This is a genomic window from Selenomonas sp. oral taxon 138 str. F0429 (genome assembly GCF_000318175.2).
Classification (GTDB): Bacteria; Bacillota; Negativicutes; order Selenomonadales; family Selenomonadaceae; genus Centipeda; species Centipeda timonae.
The window spans coordinates 114,853-133,533 of record NZ_KB290930.1 but is presented as its reverse complement, the minus strand read 5'-3'; the positions used below and the strand labels follow the sequence as shown (position 1 = coordinate 133,533).

18 protein-coding genes, 1 tRNA gene and 2 pseudogenes are annotated in these 18,681 nt (G+C 57.8%); 7 read left to right on the top strand and 14 right to left on the bottom strand.

Going from position 1 to position 18,681, the window contains the following annotated elements; translation table 11 throughout:
• Positions 1–5 precede the first annotated feature (5 nt).
• Positions 6–1,160, bottom strand: a complete 1,155-nt coding sequence (locus HMPREF9163_RS02190) for a PLP-dependent aspartate aminotransferase family protein (RefSeq protein ID WP_037345710.1) — start codon at positions 1,158–1,160, stop codon at positions 6–8.
• 222 nt (positions 1,161–1,382) lie between these two features.
• On the opposite strand from HMPREF9163_RS02190, the gene HMPREF9163_RS02185 reads away from it, so the two are divergent.
• From HMPREF9163_RS02185 to HMPREF9163_RS02165, 5 genes are read left to right on the top strand one after another with little or no spacing between them, the layout of a single operon-like run.
• Positions 1,383–2,390, top strand: coding sequence for a uroporphyrinogen decarboxylase family protein (locus HMPREF9163_RS02185; RefSeq protein WP_037345708.1), 1,008 nt, complete (start codon positions 1,383–1,385; stop codon positions 2,388–2,390).
• Positions 2,391–2,405: 15 nt separating this feature from the next.
• A complete protein-coding gene (locus HMPREF9163_RS02180) occupies positions 2,406–3,266 on the top strand; it encodes a transporter substrate-binding domain-containing protein (protein ID WP_037345705.1) in 861 nt (286 codons plus the stop codon).
• An 18-nt stretch (positions 3,267–3,284) separates the two neighbouring features.
• Positions 3,285–4,043 (top strand): amino acid ABC transporter permease, encoded by a 759-nt coding sequence (locus tag HMPREF9163_RS02175; RefSeq protein ID WP_009440001.1) that lies wholly within the window; start codon positions 3,285–3,287, stop codon positions 4,041–4,043.
• Entirely contained in the window at positions 4,027–4,734 is a 708-nt protein-coding gene (locus HMPREF9163_RS02170; protein ID WP_009440000.1) for an amino acid ABC transporter permease, read from the top strand. The genes HMPREF9163_RS02175 and HMPREF9163_RS02170 overlap by 17 nt, the downstream gene beginning before the upstream one ends.
• Positions 4,735–4,746: 12 nt before the next feature.
• Complete coding sequence (locus tag HMPREF9163_RS02165; protein WP_009439999.1) at positions 4,747–5,511, top strand: amino acid ABC transporter ATP-binding protein; 765 nt, start codon at positions 4,747–4,749, stop codon at positions 5,509–5,511.
• A 61-nt stretch (positions 5,512–5,572) separates the two neighbouring features.
• On the opposite strand, the gene HMPREF9163_RS02160 is transcribed toward HMPREF9163_RS02165, so the two are convergent.
• Entirely contained in the window at positions 5,573–6,313 is a 741-nt protein-coding gene (locus tag HMPREF9163_RS02160; RefSeq protein WP_009439998.1) for a hypothetical protein, read from the bottom strand.
• Positions 6,314–6,441: 128 nt separating this feature from the next.
• On the opposite strand from HMPREF9163_RS02160, the pseudogene HMPREF9163_RS12715 reads away from it, so the two are divergent.
• Positions 6,442–6,549: pseudogene (locus HMPREF9163_RS12715) on the top strand (secretion protein HlyD); the annotation flags it as partial.
• Between the two features lie 10 nt (positions 6,550–6,559).
• On the opposite strand, the gene HMPREF9163_RS02155 reads toward HMPREF9163_RS12715, so the two are convergent.
• Positions 6,560–6,913, bottom strand: coding sequence for a hypothetical protein (locus tag HMPREF9163_RS02155; RefSeq protein ID WP_009439997.1), 354 nt, complete (start codon positions 6,911–6,913; stop codon positions 6,560–6,562).
• A 189-nt stretch (positions 6,914–7,102) separates the two neighbouring features.
• A pseudogene (locus tag HMPREF9163_RS12710) lies at positions 7,103–7,217 on the bottom strand (secretion protein HlyD).
• A 245-nt stretch (positions 7,218–7,462) separates the two neighbouring features.
• On the opposite strand from HMPREF9163_RS12710, the gene HMPREF9163_RS02150 reads away from it, so the two are divergent.
• On the top strand, positions 7,463–7,675 hold the full coding sequence (locus HMPREF9163_RS02150; protein ID WP_006307127.1) for a DUF1858 domain-containing protein: 213 nt from the start codon (positions 7,463–7,465) through the stop codon (positions 7,673–7,675).
• An 86-nt stretch (positions 7,676–7,761) separates the two neighbouring features.
• Here the strand turns inward: HMPREF9163_RS02150 and HMPREF9163_RS02145 are convergent, their stop codons facing one another.
• The 10 genes from HMPREF9163_RS02145 to HMPREF9163_RS12300 all read right to left on the bottom strand — a co-directional run.
• Complete coding sequence (locus HMPREF9163_RS02145) at positions 7,762–8,583, bottom strand: class I SAM-dependent methyltransferase (protein ID WP_009439994.1); 822 nt, start codon at positions 8,581–8,583, stop codon at positions 7,762–7,764.
• Between the two features lie 20 nt (positions 8,584–8,603).
• Positions 8,604–10,001, bottom strand: a complete 1,398-nt coding sequence (amrA, locus tag HMPREF9163_RS02140) for an AmmeMemoRadiSam system protein A (protein ID WP_009439993.1) — start codon at positions 9,999–10,001, stop codon at positions 8,604–8,606.
• A gap of 96 nt (positions 10,002–10,097) precedes the next feature.
• Positions 10,098–10,182: transfer RNA gene (locus HMPREF9163_RS02135), tRNA-Leu, on the bottom strand.
• Between the two features lie 29 nt (positions 10,183–10,211).
• The gene (locus HMPREF9163_RS02130) at positions 10,212–12,467 is read right to left on the bottom strand and encodes a DEAD/DEAH box helicase (protein ID WP_009439992.1); all 2,256 of its coding nucleotides are present in this window, start codon (positions 12,465–12,467) and stop codon (positions 10,212–10,214) included.
• The gene (locus HMPREF9163_RS02125; protein ID WP_009439991.1) at positions 12,464–13,795 is read right to left on the bottom strand and encodes an ATP-binding protein; all 1,332 of its coding nucleotides are present in this window, start codon (positions 13,793–13,795) and stop codon (positions 12,464–12,466) included. Before HMPREF9163_RS02125 ends, HMPREF9163_RS02130 begins: the two co-directional genes overlap by 4 nt.
• Positions 13,782–15,311, bottom strand: coding sequence for a TerB N-terminal domain-containing protein (locus tag HMPREF9163_RS02120; RefSeq protein WP_009439990.1), 1,530 nt, complete (start codon positions 15,309–15,311; stop codon positions 13,782–13,784). Before HMPREF9163_RS02120 ends, HMPREF9163_RS02125 begins: the two co-directional genes overlap by 14 nt.
• 281 nt (positions 15,312–15,592) lie before the next feature.
• Complete coding sequence (locus HMPREF9163_RS02115; RefSeq protein ID WP_009439989.1) at positions 15,593–16,387, bottom strand: ABC transporter ATP-binding protein; 795 nt, start codon at positions 16,385–16,387, stop codon at positions 15,593–15,595.
• Positions 16,387–17,268, bottom strand: coding sequence for an ABC transporter permease (locus HMPREF9163_RS02110; protein ID WP_009439988.1), 882 nt, complete (start codon positions 17,266–17,268; stop codon positions 16,387–16,389). The genes HMPREF9163_RS02115 and HMPREF9163_RS02110 overlap by 1 nt, the downstream gene beginning before the upstream one ends.
• 211 nt (positions 17,269–17,479) lie before the next feature.
• The gene (locus HMPREF9163_RS02105; protein WP_009439987.1) at positions 17,480–18,472 is read right to left on the bottom strand and encodes an ABC transporter substrate binding protein; all 993 of its coding nucleotides are present in this window, start codon (positions 18,470–18,472) and stop codon (positions 17,480–17,482) included.
• Between the two features lie 24 nt (positions 18,473–18,496).
• Positions 18,497–18,681: ABC transporter substrate binding protein (locus HMPREF9163_RS12300; protein WP_009439986.1), on the bottom strand; the 185-nt coding region annotated here is incomplete at its 5' end.

Genomic DNA, 18,681 nt, shown 5'->3' with positions numbered 1-18,681 from the left:
ATTTATTATCCTTCCTGAGTAGCCTTCTTGAGTGCCTGTTCCAGATCCTCCTTCAGATCCTCCACGTCCTCAAGCCCCACGGAGAGGCGCAGGAGACGGTCGTCCAGTCCCGTGCGCTCAATGAGATCCTTCGGCATCTCCGCGTGTGTCTGCACGATGGGATAGGTGAGGAGGCTCTCGACGCCGCCGAGACTCTCGGCAAATGCGATGAGCCTCAGATGCGCGAGAACATTTTGTGCGATGGCGGGCGTTTTCACTTTGAATGAGATCATACCGCCGCAGCCCGTGCTCTGGGCCTGATGGAGCGCGTACTGCGGGTGATCGGGGAGACCCACATAGTAGACATCCGTGACCATGGGCAGTGTGCGCAGCCACTGGGCGATGGTGAGCGCACTCTCCGCTTGACGCTCGACGCGCACGCCGAGCGTCTTCAGGCTGCGCAGCATGAGCCACGAGTCCATCGGAGAGAGGTTTGGCCCCTCGGATTTTACGAGGAGCTCGATTTCCCTTGCAAGATCGGAGTCCGCATCCTTTACAGCGAGGAAGCCGCAGATCACATCGTTGTGGCCGCAGAGGTACTTTGTGCCGCTCTCGAGAACGATGTCCGCGCCGAGGTGCAGCGGCTTTTGGAAATGCGGTGAGAGGAATGTATTGTCCGCGACGAGCAGTGCGCCATATGCGTGTGCAACCTCTGCTGCTGCGCGGATGTCGGTGACGAACATCATCGGATTCGACGGTGTTTCAACGAAGACAATCTTCGTTTCTCTCCGCATCTTTGCGCGGATGTGTGCGGTGTCGCGCATATCTATATATTCGAAGTCGATGCCGTAGCGGCGGTAGATGTCATTTGCGAGACGTACCGTGCCGCCGTAGAGATCCTCGGGCAGGAGCACGTGATCGCCCGCTTTGCATAGGGCAAAGACGAGGTTGATCGCCGCCATGCCCGAAGAGAGTGCCCACGCGCGCCCTCCGCCCTCAAGGAGTGCAATCGCCTCTTCGAGCGCGCTGCGCGTCGGGTTCGCCATGCGTCCGTAGTCGTAGCCCGTGCTCCGGCGAAATGCGGGATGGCGGAACGTCGCGGACAGATAGACGGGCGTTGTGAGTGCGCCCGTTGCGTCATAGTGGTGACAGCCATGCACCTCGGCAGAAAAATCTTTCATCATATGTCCTCCTTCAGACCCTTTCTTGTTGCAGGTGCGTTCATCGCGAGGTGTGCCTCGTGTATGCGCTACGTTTTCATCAATTATAAGCGCCCCTCTATTTCGTGTCAACAAGAAAATATATAAAACATACTTGACAACTAAGATATTTACCTGTATGATATGTGCAAGAAAAACATATATGCAAGATATGTTATAGGTGTAAAAAAAGAAGGGGATAATATGGCAATCTCAAAGAAAGAATTGGTATTGAACGCGATGGATTGTAAACCCGTGGAGCGCGTGCCTGTGGGCTTCTGGTTCCACTTCCTCGACGATGAGATTCACGCGGACGCATACGCGCATCCCGAACTCGAGAAGAAGGTGCTCGACGGAGAGCTTCGCTTCATCGAGGAGGCACAGCCAGATTTCGTCAAGATTATGACGGACGGCTTCTTCTCCTATCCGAATCCCGTCGTGCAGAAGGCGAAGACGGCGGCGGAGCTGGCGAAGGTTCAGCCGCTGCCCGACGATCATCCCTTCTTTACGCGGCAGGTTGCGTACGCGAAGGAGATCACGAAGCGTTATGGCTCGGAGATTGCTACGTTCTACAATCTCTTCTGTGCGGGCACGACGATCAAGTTCATGCAGCCGGGCACACTCGCCGAGGATGAGGCATTCCTCGCCCGCCTCGTGCGCGAAGACAAGGCGGCGGTGAAGGCTGCGTTCGACGTCATCTCCGCCGATCTCGCGAAGCTCGCCGACCGCATCATCCGCGAGGCGGGCGTGACGGGAATCTACTTCAGTCTGCAGAACCTCGTCGGCGAGGGCGCAGACCGCGCCGTCTATGAGGAGGTGTTCGCGCCGGGCGAGAAGGAGATCCTGCGTGTCGCGAATGCGGCAAGCCCCTACAATATCCTCCACATCTGCGGCTATGCGGGGCATCGCAACGAGCTCGAGTGGTATCGTGACTACGATGCAAAGGCAATCAACTGGGCGGCGGTGGTCGAGGGTGTACCGCTCGAAGAGGGACGCAAGATCTTCCCCGCGCACGCTCTCCTCGGAGGGTTCGGCAACCTTGCAACGGATATCCTCTACAGCGGCACACGCGCAGAGGTTGAGGCGGAGTCGGCGCGCATTCTTGCGGCGGCAGGGCGCACAGGCGTCCTCCTCGGTGCGGACTGCACCGTTCCGCGTGATATTGACTGGAATCGTTTTGACTGGGTACGCAGCGCAGCAGGCGCTGTCTGACAGGGAGGAAGTATGATGGACTTCAAGAAAATCGGCAAGGCGGCACTCACGGGCCTCCTCGCAGCGGCACTTGCCGTAGGGCTCGCGGGCTGCAGCAAGGACAGCGCGGACGGCGCAAAGTCCGCAGATGGCAAGAAGACGATCACGGTCGCGCATACGAATTACTATGTCCCCTATGACTATGTGAATGAGCAAGGTGAGTCGGACGGCTTCGAGGTCGCTGTGATGAAGGAAGTAGCGAAGAAGCTGCCACAGTACGAGTTCAAATTCGTGCCAACCTCGGATGACGATCTCCTGATCGGCGTAGAGTCGGGCAAGTACACGGTCGGCACGAAGGGTATCTGGATTACGGACGCGCGCAAGAAGAAGTATGTCTTCCCGCAGAACAATATCGGTGCAAGCGTGATCGGTCTTGCGATCCGCAAGGACACGGCGAATGAGATTGTGGATCTCCCGTCCTTTGCGAAGTTCAGCGGCAAGCTCGTGCCGATCGCGCCGCAGGACGCACGCTATATGGTCATTGACACATACAACAAGGAGAACCCCGGCAATGAGATCAAGCTGACCTCGTCCGAGTCCTTCCAGAATGCGGACGCATACAGCTGGGTCATGGAGGGGCGTTATGACGGCTACCTCGAGGTCGAACTGAGCTACAAGAACAACATCGAGAAGGAGGATGCCCCCTACCACGCATTCAGCGACAAACTGACCTACATCCGCTACAAGGGGATTCCGACCTATCCGATCTTCAACAAGAAGGAACAGGCCTTTGCGGACGAGTATGACAAGGCGATCGAGGAGCTGCGCGCCGAGGGAAAGATTGCAGAGCTCGAGCAGAAATATTTCGGGGAGAGTCTGTCTGCATATCTAAACTAATGAGAGGGGGCACACGGGATGGAAACACGGGCATTTGACATAGGGATGATTGGGCAGGTTTTGCCGCAGCTCCTCACATATCTCGATGTAACCCTTCTCGTGGGCTTCATCAGCATCGCACTTGGCTCGCTGCTCGGCGGCGCGCTCGCATGGGCGAATCTCAGCGGCACCGCACCCCTGCGATGGGCGGCAGTCAGCTATGTCTACGTCATGCGCTGCACGCCGTCCATCGTCCTGCTCTTCATCGTGTTCTACGGTCTGCCGAAACTCGCATTTGCCGTATTTGACTACGATATGAACGGGCTGCACCGTGCCGTCTTTGCGATCATCACGTTCACCCTGCTCTTTGGCGCGTACATCTCGGAGGTGTTCCGTGCGGCATATAAGGCAGTGCCGCGCGGACAGTACGAGGCGGCGGTGAGCGCGGGACTGACGCCGTTCCAGGCGTTCCGTCACGTCATGCTGCCTCAGGCGGCGATTGTCGCCCTGCCAAACTTCGGCAATGCGACCATCAACCTGCTGAAGGAGGGCTCGCTCGCCTATACCATCGGGCTGATCGACCTCATCGGCAAGGGCAATCTCATCATCGCACAGAACTTCGGGGCGTACGGCATTGAGGTCTATCTCGCCGCCATGCTGATCTACTGGGTGCTCGTCCTCGTGCTCGAGCAGATCTTTGGCTGGATCGAGAAGCGGCTGGATGTAGGGACGAGCCTCTCCGCCGTAGCGAAGGGGCAGGAAATGGGAGGAGGGGACGCAGTTGGAGCTGGATCTTGACTTCATGCAGGAAACCTTCCTGCTCGTCTGGCAGGGCGCGGGTGTGACTCTCTCTCTGACGGCGCTCTCGCTTCTCCTCGCGGCACCCGTCGCCTTCTACTTCGCTGTCCTGCGCGTGCGCGGGGCGCGCTTGGGCGGGCGGCTCGTGCGCGGCTATGTCTCCTTTGTGCGCGGCACGCCGCTCATTTTGCAGATACTCCTGCTTTACAGTCTTCTGCCGAGCATTGTGAACGAGATCGTTCGCGATCTGGGACTGGACATCAATGTATTCGAGGCGGTCGATCCATTCTACTACGCCGTCTTTATCTTTACCATCAACACGATTGCCCTCCTCACGGAGGCGTTCCGTGCGGCGCTGCTCGCAATTCCGAAGGGACAGCTTGAGGCGGGACTCGCGGGCGGGCTGACGGCGTTTCAGACCTATCTGCACGTCATCCTCCCGCAGGCGCTCGTCGTGGCGCTGCCGAGCATTGCGAACATCACGGTCAACCTTATCAAGGGTACGTCACTCGCGTTCCTCATGACGGTCAAGGACATCATGGCGGTCGGCAAGATCGCCGCGTCCTATGGCTACAACTACATCGAGGCATATCTCGATGTCTTCATCGTCTATCTCGTGCTCTGCACCATCGTTCAGCTGCTGTTCGCGGCGGCGGAACGGCGCGTTGGGGCATTCCGTGGTCAGAATTAAGGAGGGGTGCATATGCTGCTGCACGTTCAGAATGTGCGTAAGAATTTCGGAGAAACCGAGGTGCTAAAGGACGTCAGCCTCAGCGTCGAAAAGGGGGATGTCGTCGTCATTCTCGGTCCCAGCGGCTCGGGCAAAACCACCTTCCTGCGCTGCCTCAATTTCCTCGAGCGCGCCGACGGCGGGACGATGGACTTTCACGGGATGCAGGTATCGCTCGCGGAGGCGTCGGATCGCGAGATTGCAGATGTGCGGAAGAAGACGGCATTTGTCTTTCAGAACTACAACCTCTTTGCGAATAAGACCGCACTCGAAAATATCACCCTCGGGCTGACCGTTGGGCGCGGGATTCCGAAGAGCGAGGCGCATGAGATCGCGATGGAAGCACTGCGCAAGGTCGGCATGGAGAGCCGCGCGGACTACTACCCGTCGCAGCTCTCGGGCGGTCAGCAGCAGCGCGTCGGCATCGCGCGCGCGATTGCCGCAAAGCCTGATGTCATCCTCTTTGATGAGCCGACGTCCGCGCTCGATCCCGAGCTTGTGGGCGAGGTCTTACAGGTCATGAAGACACTCGCCGAGGAGGGGACGACGATGATCGTCGTAACCCATGAGATGAAGTTCGCGCAGGAGGTCGGGACGCACGTCATATTCATGTCAGACGGCGTCATCGTCGAGGAGGGAAGCGCGCACGAGATCTTTACCGCGCCGCGCGAGGAGCGTACGCGCCGCTTCCTCCGCCGCGTCCTCCCCGAGGAGTATGAGCCAGCAGCACTGATCTGAATACATATGAAAACGAGGTTGTCGCTTTTGTGCAACAACCTCGTTTTCATGTCAAAAATTCCTATGCATCCGCCGCATTCTTATTCGTTGGAACGACGACCATACTCCGATCCGCATTCTTCTTTCCAGCGGCGGTCTTTTGGTATTCCCTCAGCGCGGCGAGTGCGGACAGAGAACCTGGCTGCAATGCCTCGAGTTCTGCTCGCTCCTTCTCCTGCGCCTTTGTGATCTCTGCATCACGATCAGCCCGTTCCTGGATCGCCTGACCGCGCAGCTTCATATTGTGGTGCTCTTTCGCCTTCATCTCGGATTCCAGACGACCAATCTGCGACTGGTACAGACTGCGCTGTCCTTCGATTTCTCGGATGTCTTCGCCAGTGACAACACCATCTGTCACAAGCTTGTCGAGTTTCTCCACCTTGCCGTGCAGCTCGCTCAGCTTGTCCTCGTCCGTCATGCCCGCGCGCTTCAACTCATCTGCGCACTTTTGCAGCTTTGCCTTGTCCTCGTCCGTGAGGCTTGTATCTGTCTGAATGCGCTGCTCGATTTCCGCCGCCTGTGCTTTCTTTGCCTTTTTGTCGGCGAGCTCCTTATCATTCGCCGCAAGCGCCGCCTCGGCAGGCGTCAGATCCTCCTCCATCTCGGCGCTCTCGCTCAGGGACTTCCCCTTTGCGCTGATATAGACCTCGACCGCATGGTTCAGCACCTGCGCCACTGTACTTGGCTTTCCGTTCTGTGCTTTGCTCGCCGCATTCTCGCCGTGCAGGAACGGCGGCTTGCTCGAAATCTGCATTGTGCCCATTTCACCAGCTCCAATCCGTGGAATACAAGTCTATCCAATAGTATTATCGAGGTTTATGCTATCATATTAAGGAATCGCTGATAAAATGAAGTCCGTCAGATTGGCGTAGATTTTTTCGTCCGAATTAGGAGGTAAACCGGACGCATAGCAAAAGCTATGTGGAGGATTTGCCGACGAAGTGCGGGCAAAAAAGATGCGCTAAGATGGCGACGCTGAATTTATCAGTGCTTCCTTAAATAAGCCGATTCATCTGAAATGATCGTCATCATAGCCCTCATTCCAATCATCCCAATCGTCATAGAGCGGGTCGTCTACAGGCTCATCTTTCTCATAGATGTATTCGTCCTCATATCTGTCTTCAGCAGGATAGTCCCACGTATCATCCGAATACTCATCTGTGGTATTGTTTGAGGGGAATGCCTGATTGTCCTTGTCCGCATGAGAGGACAGCCCCGCGGCGCTGACATTGGGCAGGAGGATGCCGAAGAACTTTGCCGCGAGATAACTGCCGAACAGGGCGAGCAGCAGCTTTTTCCACCCTGCAAGCGGCTTCGTTGGCGGTACTTCTTTTTGTTTGAGAACTGTCTTTTGTGCAGGCATCGCATTCTCTCTTTCATTTTTGATTGTGGAAAGATTGTAGGATACACTAATTATTCAACATCGATTGTACGTATCCTGCCTTGTTTATGAGGTGGAGGCAGGGGCTTCGTACAGTGTCTTGTCAAATCCAGTTTTTCGCGGTACAATTTTTGGCAGTATCCTTCATACAAGAAAATGACAAATACGGTATTAAGGAAGTACTGATAAATTCAGCCACCGCCATCTTAACGCATCTTTTTTGCCCGATTTTTGTCGGCAAATCCTCCACATAGCTTTTGCTATGCGTCCGGTTTGCCTCCTCAATCGGGCGAAAAAATCTACGCCAATCTGAGGGTCTATTTTATCAGCGATTCCTTAAGTTATAACAGAAAAATAGAGCAAGGTCAATCAGTGCACGTATTCCACGCTCCACAGAAACATTTTCTCTTATGAACATACCTGCAAATGTTGCAAATGATACTTCCCTTTTTGAAATCTTGTGTTATAATTTAGCCAATCGGGGGATTCCCCTTTACAGTCAATTTCCTTTTACGATATAGGAGGTCTATCATGGCGATTACAAAGGATATGAGCATCATCGAGATCGTGCAGACGTATCCCGACACCGTTGAGATTCTGATGAATGCGGGCATGGGCTGCCTCGGCTGCGCGGCGGCGCACTTCGAGAACATCGAGCAGGGTGCAATGGCACACGGCATCGACATCGACGCCCTCATCGATGAGCTGAACGCCTCGATCGGCGAGACGGCTGCGGCACAGTAAAAACATACAGCACACGCGTCAAATACAAGCGCCCCCTTACAGGCTAGTAGTCTGCAAGGGGGCGTTTTCTGTCAGAAGACATAGGACTACGAAACAATATCTCTCCGATCCCACCAGATGACAGCAGATCGCGTTGCGACCGTACACAGACCATCCCGCGCCTCGGCGAGAACCTCCCTGCGGAGCTTTTCCTGTGCAGCCGGAGTAAGGTCACCCGCATATTGCTCGTATGCGAGCTTTCGATATTGCAGCTCGTCCTCCACGGAGCGCTCGCAGCGATAGTCAACCACACTGACGTTGGCAAAACGTCCCTGCGAAATCAACATATTGTAGAGAATCTGGAACTCCTCGACATCGCAGCAGCTCGCCGACCTCGGATTTTTATGATCCGGAATCTCCGCAATGATCGCGCAGTATTTGCTCGAATAGGCCTCCATCTGCGAAATCAGCGGCCAAACATCCTCATACATCCAAAAGACGAGCGACACCGTCACAAGATCAAATGCAGAATCAAGTTCGCCGCCGATTGGAAGATCCTGCATGATTTCTTCGATGAGCGCATAGTTGTCGATGCCCGCCTCTGCGGCATTCTCCCGCAGGAGATTCCCCATCTTATGCGACGGCTCGACCGCTGTGACGAATTTGATATGCTCCGCAAACGGGATGACAAAAGAACCGGGGCCTGCGCCAATATCCAGCATCGAGGAATCTGTATCCAAGACAGAGCGCAGCGCTCCATAGACCTTCCTGCCGTAATCGTACCCATTGCTCTTGCGCATCGCAGAGAAGTCTCGTGCACGCTTGTCCCAATAGTCCACCTGCGGATTTGCACGGATATGCCGCACGCGTTCGCAAAACTTCTCCTGCCACTGCGCATTCCAAAAGGAAAACGACGGATTCTCTCCCATAAATATAATACTCCTTTTCCCTATCGATGCCGAACAACCGTAAAGCGCGCGAGCGCAACCTCCTCCTTCGGATGAATACGCGCCTTCTCACGTGCAACGGCGAGCTGCTCCTCTGCCGTATCAATGCCCGCGAGATCGGGCAGCAGAAGCCCGCGCCGATTGTCCGCAATGCTCTTGACGATGACGCCGTAACGCTTCGGATCAAGCTCTGCTGCTGAGGAGATCGGCTCTGGTTCACTCAGGACATCGACAGAGTAAACGAGGCGATTCAACTCGTCCTCCTCAATCGGCTCGAAACGCCCGTCATGCACCGCCGCCGAGACGGCATTGTAGAGGATCTCCTCGGCAAGAGTCTGCTGTGCGGGCACAAACGTCCCAATACAGCCGCGCAGCTTGCCATATTTCTTGATGGAGACAAATGCCCCCGCGCGTTGCTCCAGAAGCTCTGACGGCAGTCCCTCAGGCAGCGGCACATACCTATGCTCCCGTACATAGTGCTCGATGCTCGTCCGTGCGAGCCGCACATATGCGTCCTCGCGTGCGCGCAGCTCTGCAATCGCCGCATCCTCTGTCTGCACGAGCTGATCTGCATAGTCTCGGCGCTCATCCCGCCCCGTCACCGTGAACGAGGCGACGGCATAACCCACGCCGAACGGCCCTTCATAGCTGTGCAGTCTGCTCGTAAGCACCGCGCGGTCAAGTGCGCCCGCGAGTACCCACAGCCCGTTCAGCCCACAGTGTCCCGCCGTCTCGGCAAAGCTTCCGGGAATCTGCAAGAGTGAGAGGAAGTCCCCCGCCTTCATAAACGCCGTGCAGAGTGCATCAAACTCTGCGCCCTCGGGCGCAATGCCGTACGGCCCGTCCTCCTTGAGGCGGTGCGAGAGATCACCGCTCGCAATGCAGATCGTCCGCCGCCCGAGCTGCTCCGCCGCCGCAGCAATCGCCTGTCCGAGCATGGCGTGCGTCTGGGCGGGCAGCCCCGACACGCCGATGCGGACGAATTTGGTTGGTGCATCGCCAAGGTACTCGCTCAGGAAGAAGAGCGGGATCATCGTCCCGTGATCGAGCGCCGGATTCTTTTCCCCAAGCGTACCCGCAGGAACATCACGCTCCCCCGCCGCCTGAGAGAGCGCATGTACAAAGTCTGTATCGTATTCAATGCCGACCGTGATCTCTGGATGTCCAAACGCGGCAAAATCCCCTTCTGCCGCCTCGCCCGGCGAGATGTGGAAGAAATCATCGTATGCCGTCGCATGCGGGCTGATGATGACGACGGTATCGGGGCGCAGCTCCGCAGCCGCACGCATCGCCTCATGATATGCGCGGACAGTCGCAGCGATCTCCTGCTCGCGTCCCGCACCGATGGCGGGAATGATGAGCGGCGGATGCGGCACGGCATAGGCGGCAAGAATCGACATGATCTTCACGCTCCTCGATAGAAAAAAAGCCGACTGCAAAACAGTCGGATGATCTATATGCACTAACGTCCAGATTGGTGCAGAAAAATTCCAAGATGGTGCGGATGAAGGGGGTCGAACCCATACGCCTTGCGGCACTGGATCCTAAGTCCAGCGCGTCTGCCAGTTCCGCCACATCCGCCTGTGAGAAAACTCAGCTAACGTATTCTATCACGACGGCGCGGGGCTGTCAATCCGTGCATACGCCCATGAGAGCACCGTCTCCCGCATCCCCTTCACATCCAGAACGCCGTGCGCAAAGCCGCGCCGCACGAGCTCCGTCGGGAGGAATTCATCGTACTTGTCAAAAATCGGTACTTCATCGGGATAGAGCAGCTCCATCGGATCAAATTCCTGCGCTGCCTCCTCCGCAAGCACAGCAAAGAACTCCGCAGGTGATGCTTTCATCGTGAACTGCATGAAGTACGGGCGCATGGACTCGAAGCCGCGCAGGCCAATCCGCGCGCCGCAGCGGATGCGCAGGAAGCGCTCGAGCGCGAGAAAAGCATAACTGCCGAGCCACGGTAGGAGCGCGTACATCTCCCCGCCCAGCGGAATGAGCACAGCCTCCGCCGCACGCGAGTGACGCGCCGTACTGCGCGCCTGTGTGAGGCGTGCTACGGCGTTCTTCATGAGATACGGCGGCAGCAGCTCCTCACGGAGTACCTGACGCATCCGATGCAGGATATGCGTATGGATGTCTCCGGGACACTCGCCGAAATAGGCGGGCACATTCCCCTTGACCAACTCGCAGTAGATGAGATGGCGCTTGCGGTCGACCTCCAGTACGCGCCAGACGTGCCCCGCAATCGCGATCTTCTCCCCGACGGGCGGCGGCGTAACAATCGTGCCGATCTCCTGCGACTCACTCCGCACGGTGTACTCCTCGTTCTCCTGAAAGACACCGTAGAATCGGAAGGACTGCACGATGCGTTCCCCCGCAAGTCCGACGATCAGCCCGCCGCGCTCCGTCATCTGCAGATGCTCCTGCTGCACGAGATGACGCAGGAGTGTGCGATAGTCCTCCTGCGTAATGCGATGAAAGACGTGCAGTGACAGCACGCGATCCGCGAGTGCGCGCGGCGCGAGTTCCCCGCAGGACGCGGCAACGCTCATCGTCTGATGATAGAGCAGGCTGAACGGCAGACGGTCAAGACGCGGCGGCTCCACCCAGCGCTCCTCAAGATAGAGCTGGATGAGGGCAATCCCCTGCAGGAGTTTCCACGGGATCGTTGCGGGCAGAAGTGCGCGCGCCTCGGGCGCATCCTCGCGCACGACGAAGTGCATCTCCTGTGGCTGTCCACGCCGCCCCGTCCGCCCCATGCGCTGCAGAAACGAGGAGACCGTCCACGGCGCATCGATCTGAAAGGCGCGCTCGAGCCTGCCGATGTCAATGCCGAGCTCGAGCGTCGCCGTTGTGCACGTTGTGTAGAGGCTGTCCTCGTCCTTCATGCGCGCCTCTGCCGTCTCACGAAACGCGGCGGAGAGATTGCCGTGGTGGATGAGGAAGCGATCCGGCTCGTGCTGACGCTCACAGTAGGAGCGCAGCGTTGTCGTCACCGCCTCGCACTCCTCGCGCGAGTTGACAAAGACGAGACATTTCTTCCCGCACGTATGGGCAAAGATATAGCCGAGCCCGGGATCGGCATGCTCGGGCGGCGTATCGGTCGGCGCATCCAGCACGGGCTGCACGCTGATGTCATCGCGCCCGTCCCCCGCCTGTGTGTCTCGCACGTAGAAATGCTCGAGGGAGAGCCGCCACTTGCTCCCCTTTGCCTCGATCTGCGGCACAAACGTCTGCCGCCCCGTACCCGCCGCGAGGAAATCCCCCACACGCTTGGCATCGCCGATCGTCGCCGAGAGACCGATGCGGCGTGGCGTGACGCCTGCGATGCGCGAGAGCCGCTCGATCAGACAGAGCGTCTGCCCGCCACGATCGCCGCGCAGGAGGGAGTGCACCTCGTCGATCACAACGAAGCGCAGGTCACCGAAGAGCTTCGGTATCGCCGCATGACGGTGCAGAAGCAGCGCCTCGAGCGATTCCGGCGTGATCTGCAGGATGCCCGACGGACGCTTCATCAGCCGCGCCTTATGCGTCTGCCCCACATCACCATGCCAATGCCAGACGGGAATATCCGCCCTATGGCACAGCTCCGTCAGGCGCTCGAACTGATCGTTAATCAGTGCCTTGAGCGGGCCGATGTAGATACAGCCGACGGAGGTCGGCGGCTCCTCGTGAAAGAGCGTAATGATCGGAAAAAATGCCGCCTCCGTCTTGCCGGAGGCGGTGGATGCCGTCAGGAGGACATGGTCGTCCGTGTGAAAGATCGCCTCTGCCGCCGCAATCTGGATGCCGCGCAGATTCTGCCACTCCTGCTCATAGATATAGTCCCGCACGAAGGGCGCATAGCGCTCAAATACGCTCATAGTTCGAACTCCGCAAACTGCGCGCTGATCTCCGCGCCCTCCACCTCGTTCGCAGCGTAGGCAAAATCGTCCGAGCCGAGGAGATCGGCGAGTTTCAGCGCGGGATTCTGATAGATGATGTCGAGCACCTGAATGAAGTCACGAATCACCTCACGCGGCGTGATATGCGTGTCCGCCCCAATGCGTCCAAACTCGATGCGGATGAAGTCCGCAAGATCGTCCTGTGTGACAATCTGCTCGTACTCGTAGAGCCCCGCATGGATGGCAGCGAGCTTTTCGATGAGCACGAGCATCTCCTCATGCGTGAGCGGCGCAAGCCGTATCACGGGCGAGAGCAGATCGCGGTGCTCCCCCGCAAACCGTCCCTCCGCAAGTCGCGAGCGCAGCGCCTCATAGCTGTATACCCCACGCCGCGTGTCCTCCATACACGCGGGCGTGCCGCAGAGAATCATGCCGAGGTACTGCGCGCGCCCCTGCATTGCATCGTTATACATCGTGAGAATCTTTTCATAGTTGTACTGGCGCGTGACGGCGTGCGGAATCTTGTAGATGTTCACGAGCTCGTCAATCAGAATTAGCATCCCCGCATAGCCCGCCTGCCGCAGAAACGCGGCAAAGAGTTTCAGATACTCGTACCAGTCGTCGTCCGTGATGATGATGTTCACGCCGAGCTCGTGCCGCGCCTCGGTCTTTGTCGTATACTCCCCGCGAAACCAGCGTGCGACGCGTGCGCGCATATCATCGTCGCCGTCCCGATAGGCATGATAGTAGAGTGTCAGAAGCCGCGTAAAATCAAAGCCGTGCACGAGATCGTTCAGCCCGTAGATGATGGAGGCAATCCGACGATCCACCGCCGCTGAAAAAAGTGGATTATCCGCTGTGATTCCATCCTCCGCCGCAACTTCCTGCTGCACGCGGCTGATCCACCGATCGAGGATGAGCGTGAGAGCACCGCCCTCGGCCGTCGTCTTGGTCGCCATGTTGCGAATCAGTTCGCGATACGTCGCCAGCCCCTGCCCGCGCGCCCCCTGCAAGCGGCGCTCCGGCGAGAGATCGGCGTCCACCACAACGAAATTCTTCGCCATAACATAGCTGCGGATTGTCTGCAAGAGAAAGCTCTTGCCGCTGCCGTATCGCCCGACGATGAAGCGAAAGGACGCCCCGCCGCCCTCGATCATCTCCACATCGGAGAGCAGGGCCTCGATCTCGCTGCGCCGTCCGACCGTGATATATGGGAGCCCAATGCGCGGCACGACGCCGCCCTTGAGCGCATTAATGAGCGTCTGCGCAATGCGGCGCGGGATTTTCTTCGACTCATTCGCTGCCATGCAGGTACCTCGCTGTCAATTCATCCAGATAGTCAGGGACAACGGTGGGCGGATCGCCCTCGATCACCGTGTCCGCAAAGTCCTCGTACAGTTTTTCGTTCAGCCCGTCGACCAGCACAGAGAGCATCAGCCCCTCCGCACGCACCCATGCGAGATCACCATCTGTCAGGAGAGCACGCAGGAGATGCAGCTCGGATGCCGTCAGTTCTGCCGCCCCGTCCGCTGCGGACAACATCTCGGGCGGTGCAGCAACCGCCTCTGCCGCAGGAGGCAAAATCTCCGGAAGCGCAGCGGCTTTCCCCTGTGACGGAGAAAGCAAAGGCATGGACAGCTCTTCCTCCTCCACAACGAGGCGCTCCTGCGTTACATCCGCATCCGCACGAATGCGCGCCAGCTGCGAAAAGTCCAGATGCACACGCCGCGCCTCCGCCGCCCGCCGCTCCGCAACAAAGGCGTCAATCTCCTCACGGATGATCTTCGCCTGCCACTGCTTCAGCTTGGGCGGCTGAATCTCAGCGATTCCATAGTGCGCACGCAGAGCGGCATCCAGCCCGCGCAGAAGCGCACCCAGGCGCTGCGCCGCGCCGTCTGCACGCTCGTAGGAGTGCAGTGTCCAATAGCCGCCCGTGCATTCATAACGGCGCAGCGGATGCATCTGATAGACGCGATCCTGCTCCGTACCGGACGGCTGAAATACGGCGGACGCAAAGAGCCGCACGGGAATTGTCTGCGGCACGGCAATCAGGTCGGCAAACGCACTGACCTGCCGATGCTTTCGGTAGTATTCTGCCACGCGATCCAATACACGGAGTGCGAGGACATTCACATCATCTGTATGGGCGCGATAGAGCTTCGAACGCTCGAGACGATAGGACGAGAGCACGCAGACAGCAGCCATAACCTCCTCTGCGGTGTGCTCCGAACGATGAAGCATCGTGAGTACCGCATCGTCTTGCTGCCGACACGCACCGTTTCCGCGCACGATGATAAGATCGGGATTCAGCCCGTAATAGATGATGAACTCATTCTCCCACTCCGCTATATAGCGCCCGATCTGCGGATCGAGCTCACAATATGCCTCACAGAAATCATGCAGCATCTCATAGGCATCCTGCGCGTCCGCACAGCCGATGAGATGCAGCAGCTCATAGACATAGAGGGATGCGTAGGACATCCCCCGCTTTTCGATCTGCCCGCGCCGCACCGCCGTCCGCCACGTAAAGTAACCGCGCAGCTCCGCATCCGAGAGCGAGTCATAGGTCGGAAAGTACTGATTGACGACGCCGTAATAGGCATAGTCGTCCTCGTAGTCCGCCATCAGGCGCGCCTGCTTTAGAAACAGCTCTGCACGCGACTGCCAGTAATCACGTGAGGTCGTCACCAGAGAACGCATCGCGCCTATCAGCTTCGGTACGGGCTGCGGTCGCTGCCCTTCGGGCGGAGGCGGGATGCGTTCATCGCGGTAGATCATTCTGAGTGCACGCTGCACCGAGCCCAACTTGCCCTTTCCAGCCATCACACACCCCCGTCCGTCTGTTCGATTTACTCCCCCTATTTTACTACGAATCCCAAAAATAGCAAGAAAATATGCCTCCCGCCGGGCAGCAGGAGGCATATTTTCGATAGAGAGAAAGAAATGTAGGGAATGTATGTGAATTCCGCGGAAGGGAAGGCCGCAGAATACGCACCGAAAGTCAGAGAGTATGAAAGCATATCTGCATTCTTAATATCTCTTGCTTTCATGGATAATATAACGAAATGGCTTTAGAGCGTCTTGTGAAGGACGTTAGAACTTTGTTAGCTTAGGAGTAGACTATCATTAGCGAGCTCGCTGCCCGCCGCCTGCTCGAACATCGACAGGAGGTCACGCGTCGTGAGCCCCTCCTTCTTCTCCTGCGGTACATCGAAGAGAATGCGCCCCTCATGCAGCATGATGAGGCGGTTGCCGTAGCGCAGCGCATCCTTCATATTATGCGTAATCATGAGCGTCGTGAGCTGATCCTCCGCAACAATCTGCTGTGTCAGCTCAAGCACCTTCGCCGCCGTCTTGGGATCGAGCGCAGCCGTATGCTCATCGAGGAGCAGCAGATTCGGCTTCACAAGCGTTGCCATGAGCAGCGTCAGCGCCTGACGCTGTCCGCCCGAGAGCAGCCCCACACGCGAGGAGAGGCGATTCTCAAGACCGAGCTTGAGCCGCGCCAGCTTCTCGCGGAACACATCGCGCATCTCGCTCGTCGAGCCCCAGCGCAGCGTCGGCGTCTGCCCGCGCCGCGCGGCAATGGCGAGGTTCTCCTCGATCATCATGCGCGCCGCCGTCCCCATCATCGGATCTTGGAAGACACGCCCGATGAACTTCGCACGGCGGTGCTCCGGCCACTTCGTAATGTCCTCGCCCGCGATGGAGATCTTCCCCGTGTCCACGGAGATTGCGCCCGCGATCGCATTCATCAGCGTCGACTTGCCCGCACCGTTGCCGCCGATCACCGTAACGAAATCGCCGGGCTGCAGGTGGAGCGTGATGCCCGAGAGCGCCTTTTTCTCCGTAATCGTCCCCGGATTGAACGTCTTTTTGATATCCTCAATGCGCAGCATTACTCTGCCCCCTTCTTCATCGCGTGGTATTTCGACTGGATGAGAGGCAGCGAGAGCGCGATTGCCACGAGAATTGCCGTAAAGAGCTTAAGATCATTCGGCGGCATGCCGAGCTGCAGAACGATTGCAATGACTGCGCGATAGACGACCGAGCCGAGCACGACAGAGATCAACCAGTTCTTGAAGCTGCGCGTGCCGAACAGCACCTCGCCGATGATAACCGACGCGAGACCGATGACAATCGTGCCCGTGCCCATGCCGACATCCGCAAAGCCGTTGCTCTGCGCCACAAGCGCGCCGCAGATGGCAACCATGCCGTTCGACAGGAGAAGTCCCAGAACGATCATCACATCCGTATTGACGCCGTTTGCACGGATCATATGCGGGTTCGCACCCGTCGCACGGATAGCGGTTCCGAGCTCCGTGCCAAAGAACCAATACGTGAGGAGAATGGCAAGCACAACGACAACCGTACCGATGAGGAGGATATTCGTCGCCGCATCCAGCCCCCAGATATTCCACTCAGTGAACAGCGTTTCCTGCTGCAGGAGCGGGAGATTCGCCTTGCCCATGACGCGCAGATTGATGGAGTACAGCCCGATCATCGTCAAGATACCTGCAAGCAATGCGGGGATCTTGAGCTTCGTGCAGAAAAAGCCCGTGACAACGCCCGAGATACACCCCGCCGCACAGGCGGCGAAAATTGCTGTCAGCGGCGTATAGCCCGCCACGAGCATAGACGCGGCGACGGCAGCGCCCAGCGGGAAGCTGCCCTCGACCGTCAGATCGGCAATATCCAATACGCGATAAGTCAGATAGACGCCGAGTGCATAGAGTCCCCAGAGGACACCCTGCGCCGCCGTCGCAATGACGAGATCCATAACGTCACTCCCTATAAGTCCGAAAAAAAAGGTTGTTGCATGAACCTGATGCAGATTTCATGCAACCCCCGTCTTTGTGTCTACGATCGCTTGAAAGGCAGAACACAGTGATTTTTAGCTCCCACCAGCAGGGCGGAGCCTGTGCGCGGAACGCGTAGAAGTAGTGAGCACAGCGAGCCGATAGGGGCGCCCCATGCCCGATGTTTCATCCTTACGGCACAATCGTCGCACCATTCAGCACATCTGCCGGAATCGTGAGACCGATCTTCTCCGCATTCTTCTTGTTGATAACCACCGTGAGATCGCGCGCCGTCTCGATCTTCATATCTGCCGGCTTCGCCTTGCCCTCGAGAATATCAGCAGCCATATCGCCCGTCTGAACGCCGAGCTTGTAGTAGTCAATCCCCTTGGTTGCAAGGCCGCCGGCGGTAACCCCACCGGCAAAGGCGCAAATCACACCTTTTCCTGCGGGATCAGTGACACTCGTGAGCGTCGGCATTGCCGAGGCAATTACATTGTCCGTCGGCTCATAGAACACATCCACCTCGTCGACAATGCTCTGTGCCGCCTGCTGGATGTCGTTGACCGTCGAGATCGTTGCAACACGCACATTCAGCCCCTTGGACTGGGCGTATTCGGTCATCGCCTTGACCTGAATCTCGGAGTTGATCTCGCTCGACGAGTAGATCGTGCCGATCGTCTTTGCATTCGGATAGAGCTTCATCAGGAGATCAATCTGATCGGCAATCGGTGTGAGATCACTCGTTCCCGTGACGTTGCCGCCCGGCGCCTCGTTCGACTTCACCACCTTTGCGCTCACATAATCCGTCACGGCAGTGCCGACAATGGGAATATCCTTCGTCGCATTCGCCGCCGACTGCACCGCAGGGGTCGCAATCGCGCAGATCAGATCCACCTTGTCACTGATAAAGCGCTGTACAATGTTCTGGAGGTTCGACTGATCCGCCTGTGCATTCTGGCGGTCAATCGTGAGATTCTTGCCCTCCTCGTAGCCGCGCGCCTTGAGCCCGTCCACGAACCCACGGTTCGCATCGTCGAGTGCGCTGTGCTCCACGAGCTGAACAATGCCCACTTTATATGTCTTTTCGCCCTTCGCGTCCTGCTGTCCGCAGCCTGCCGACGCCAGAATCCCAAGGGCGGCGATGCCAAGCGCAATACATTTTGCGAGTTTTTTCATCCGCATCGTATCCCCACCTTTACTATTTTATCAGTCCACCAGCGTGGCGTCCTTCACCACATCCTCCGGAATCGTCAGCCCCAGCTTCGCCGCATTGCCCTTGCTGATGACGAGCGTGAGGTCGCGTGCCGTCTGGATCGGCATATCGGCAGGCTTCTTCTTCCCCTCGAGGATGTCCGCCGCCATATCGCCCGTCTGAACGCCGAGCTTGTAGT

What these genes read in the sequence shown, in the direction of transcription:
- HMPREF9163_RS02160 (WP_009439998.1), bottom strand. Translation starts at nt 6,313, where the DNA reads ATGGGCACAATGCAGATTTCGAGCAAGCCGCCGTTCCTGCACGGCGAG.
- HMPREF9163_RS02165 (WP_009439999.1), top strand. Translation starts at nt 4,747, where the DNA reads ATGCTGCTGCACGTTCAGAATGTGCGTAAGAATTTCGGAGAAACCGAG.
- HMPREF9163_RS02105 (WP_009439987.1), bottom strand. Translation starts at nt 18,472, where the DNA reads ATGCGGATGAAAAAACTCGCAAAATGTATTGCGCTTGGCATCGCCGCC.
- HMPREF9163_RS02180 (WP_037345705.1), top strand. Translation starts at nt 2,406, where the DNA reads ATGGACTTCAAGAAAATCGGCAAGGCGGCACTCACGGGCCTCCTCGCA.
- HMPREF9163_RS02185 (WP_037345708.1), top strand. Translation starts at nt 1,383, where the DNA reads ATGGCAATCTCAAAGAAAGAATTGGTATTGAACGCGATGGATTGTAAA.
- HMPREF9163_RS02125 (WP_009439991.1), bottom strand. Translation starts at nt 13,795, where the DNA reads ATGGCAGCGAATGAGTCGAAGAAAATCCCGCGCCGCATTGCGCAGACG.
- amrA (WP_009439993.1), bottom strand. Translation starts at nt 10,001, where the DNA reads ATGTCGATTCTTGCCGCCTATGCCGTGCCGCATCCGCCGCTCATCATT.
- HMPREF9163_RS02120 (WP_009439990.1), bottom strand. Translation starts at nt 15,311, where the DNA reads ATGGCTGGAAAGGGCAAGTTGGGCTCGGTGCAGCGTGCACTCAGAATG.
- HMPREF9163_RS02110 (WP_009439988.1), bottom strand. Translation starts at nt 17,268, where the DNA reads ATGGATCTCGTCATTGCGACGGCGGCGCAGGGTGTCCTCTGGGGACTC.
- HMPREF9163_RS02130 (WP_009439992.1), bottom strand. Translation starts at nt 12,467, where the DNA reads ATGAGCGTATTTGAGCGCTATGCGCCCTTCGTGCGGGACTATATCTAT.
- HMPREF9163_RS02150 (WP_006307127.1), top strand. Translation starts at nt 7,463, where the DNA reads ATGGCGATTACAAAGGATATGAGCATCATCGAGATCGTGCAGACGTAT.
- HMPREF9163_RS02190 (WP_037345710.1), bottom strand. Translation starts at nt 1,160, where the DNA reads ATGAAAGATTTTTCTGCCGAGGTGCATGGCTGTCACCACTATGACGCA.
- HMPREF9163_RS02155 (WP_009439997.1), bottom strand. Translation starts at nt 6,913, where the DNA reads ATGCCTGCACAAAAGACAGTTCTCAAACAAAAAGAAGTACCGCCAACG.
- HMPREF9163_RS02175 (WP_009440001.1), top strand. Translation starts at nt 3,285, where the DNA reads ATGGAAACACGGGCATTTGACATAGGGATGATTGGGCAGGTTTTGCCG.
- HMPREF9163_RS02115 (WP_009439989.1), bottom strand. Translation starts at nt 16,387, where the DNA reads ATGCTGCGCATTGAGGATATCAAAAAGACGTTCAATCCGGGGACGATT.
- HMPREF9163_RS02145 (WP_009439994.1), bottom strand. Translation starts at nt 8,583, where the DNA reads ATGGGAGAGAATCCGTCGTTTTCCTTTTGGAATGCGCAGTGGCAGGAG.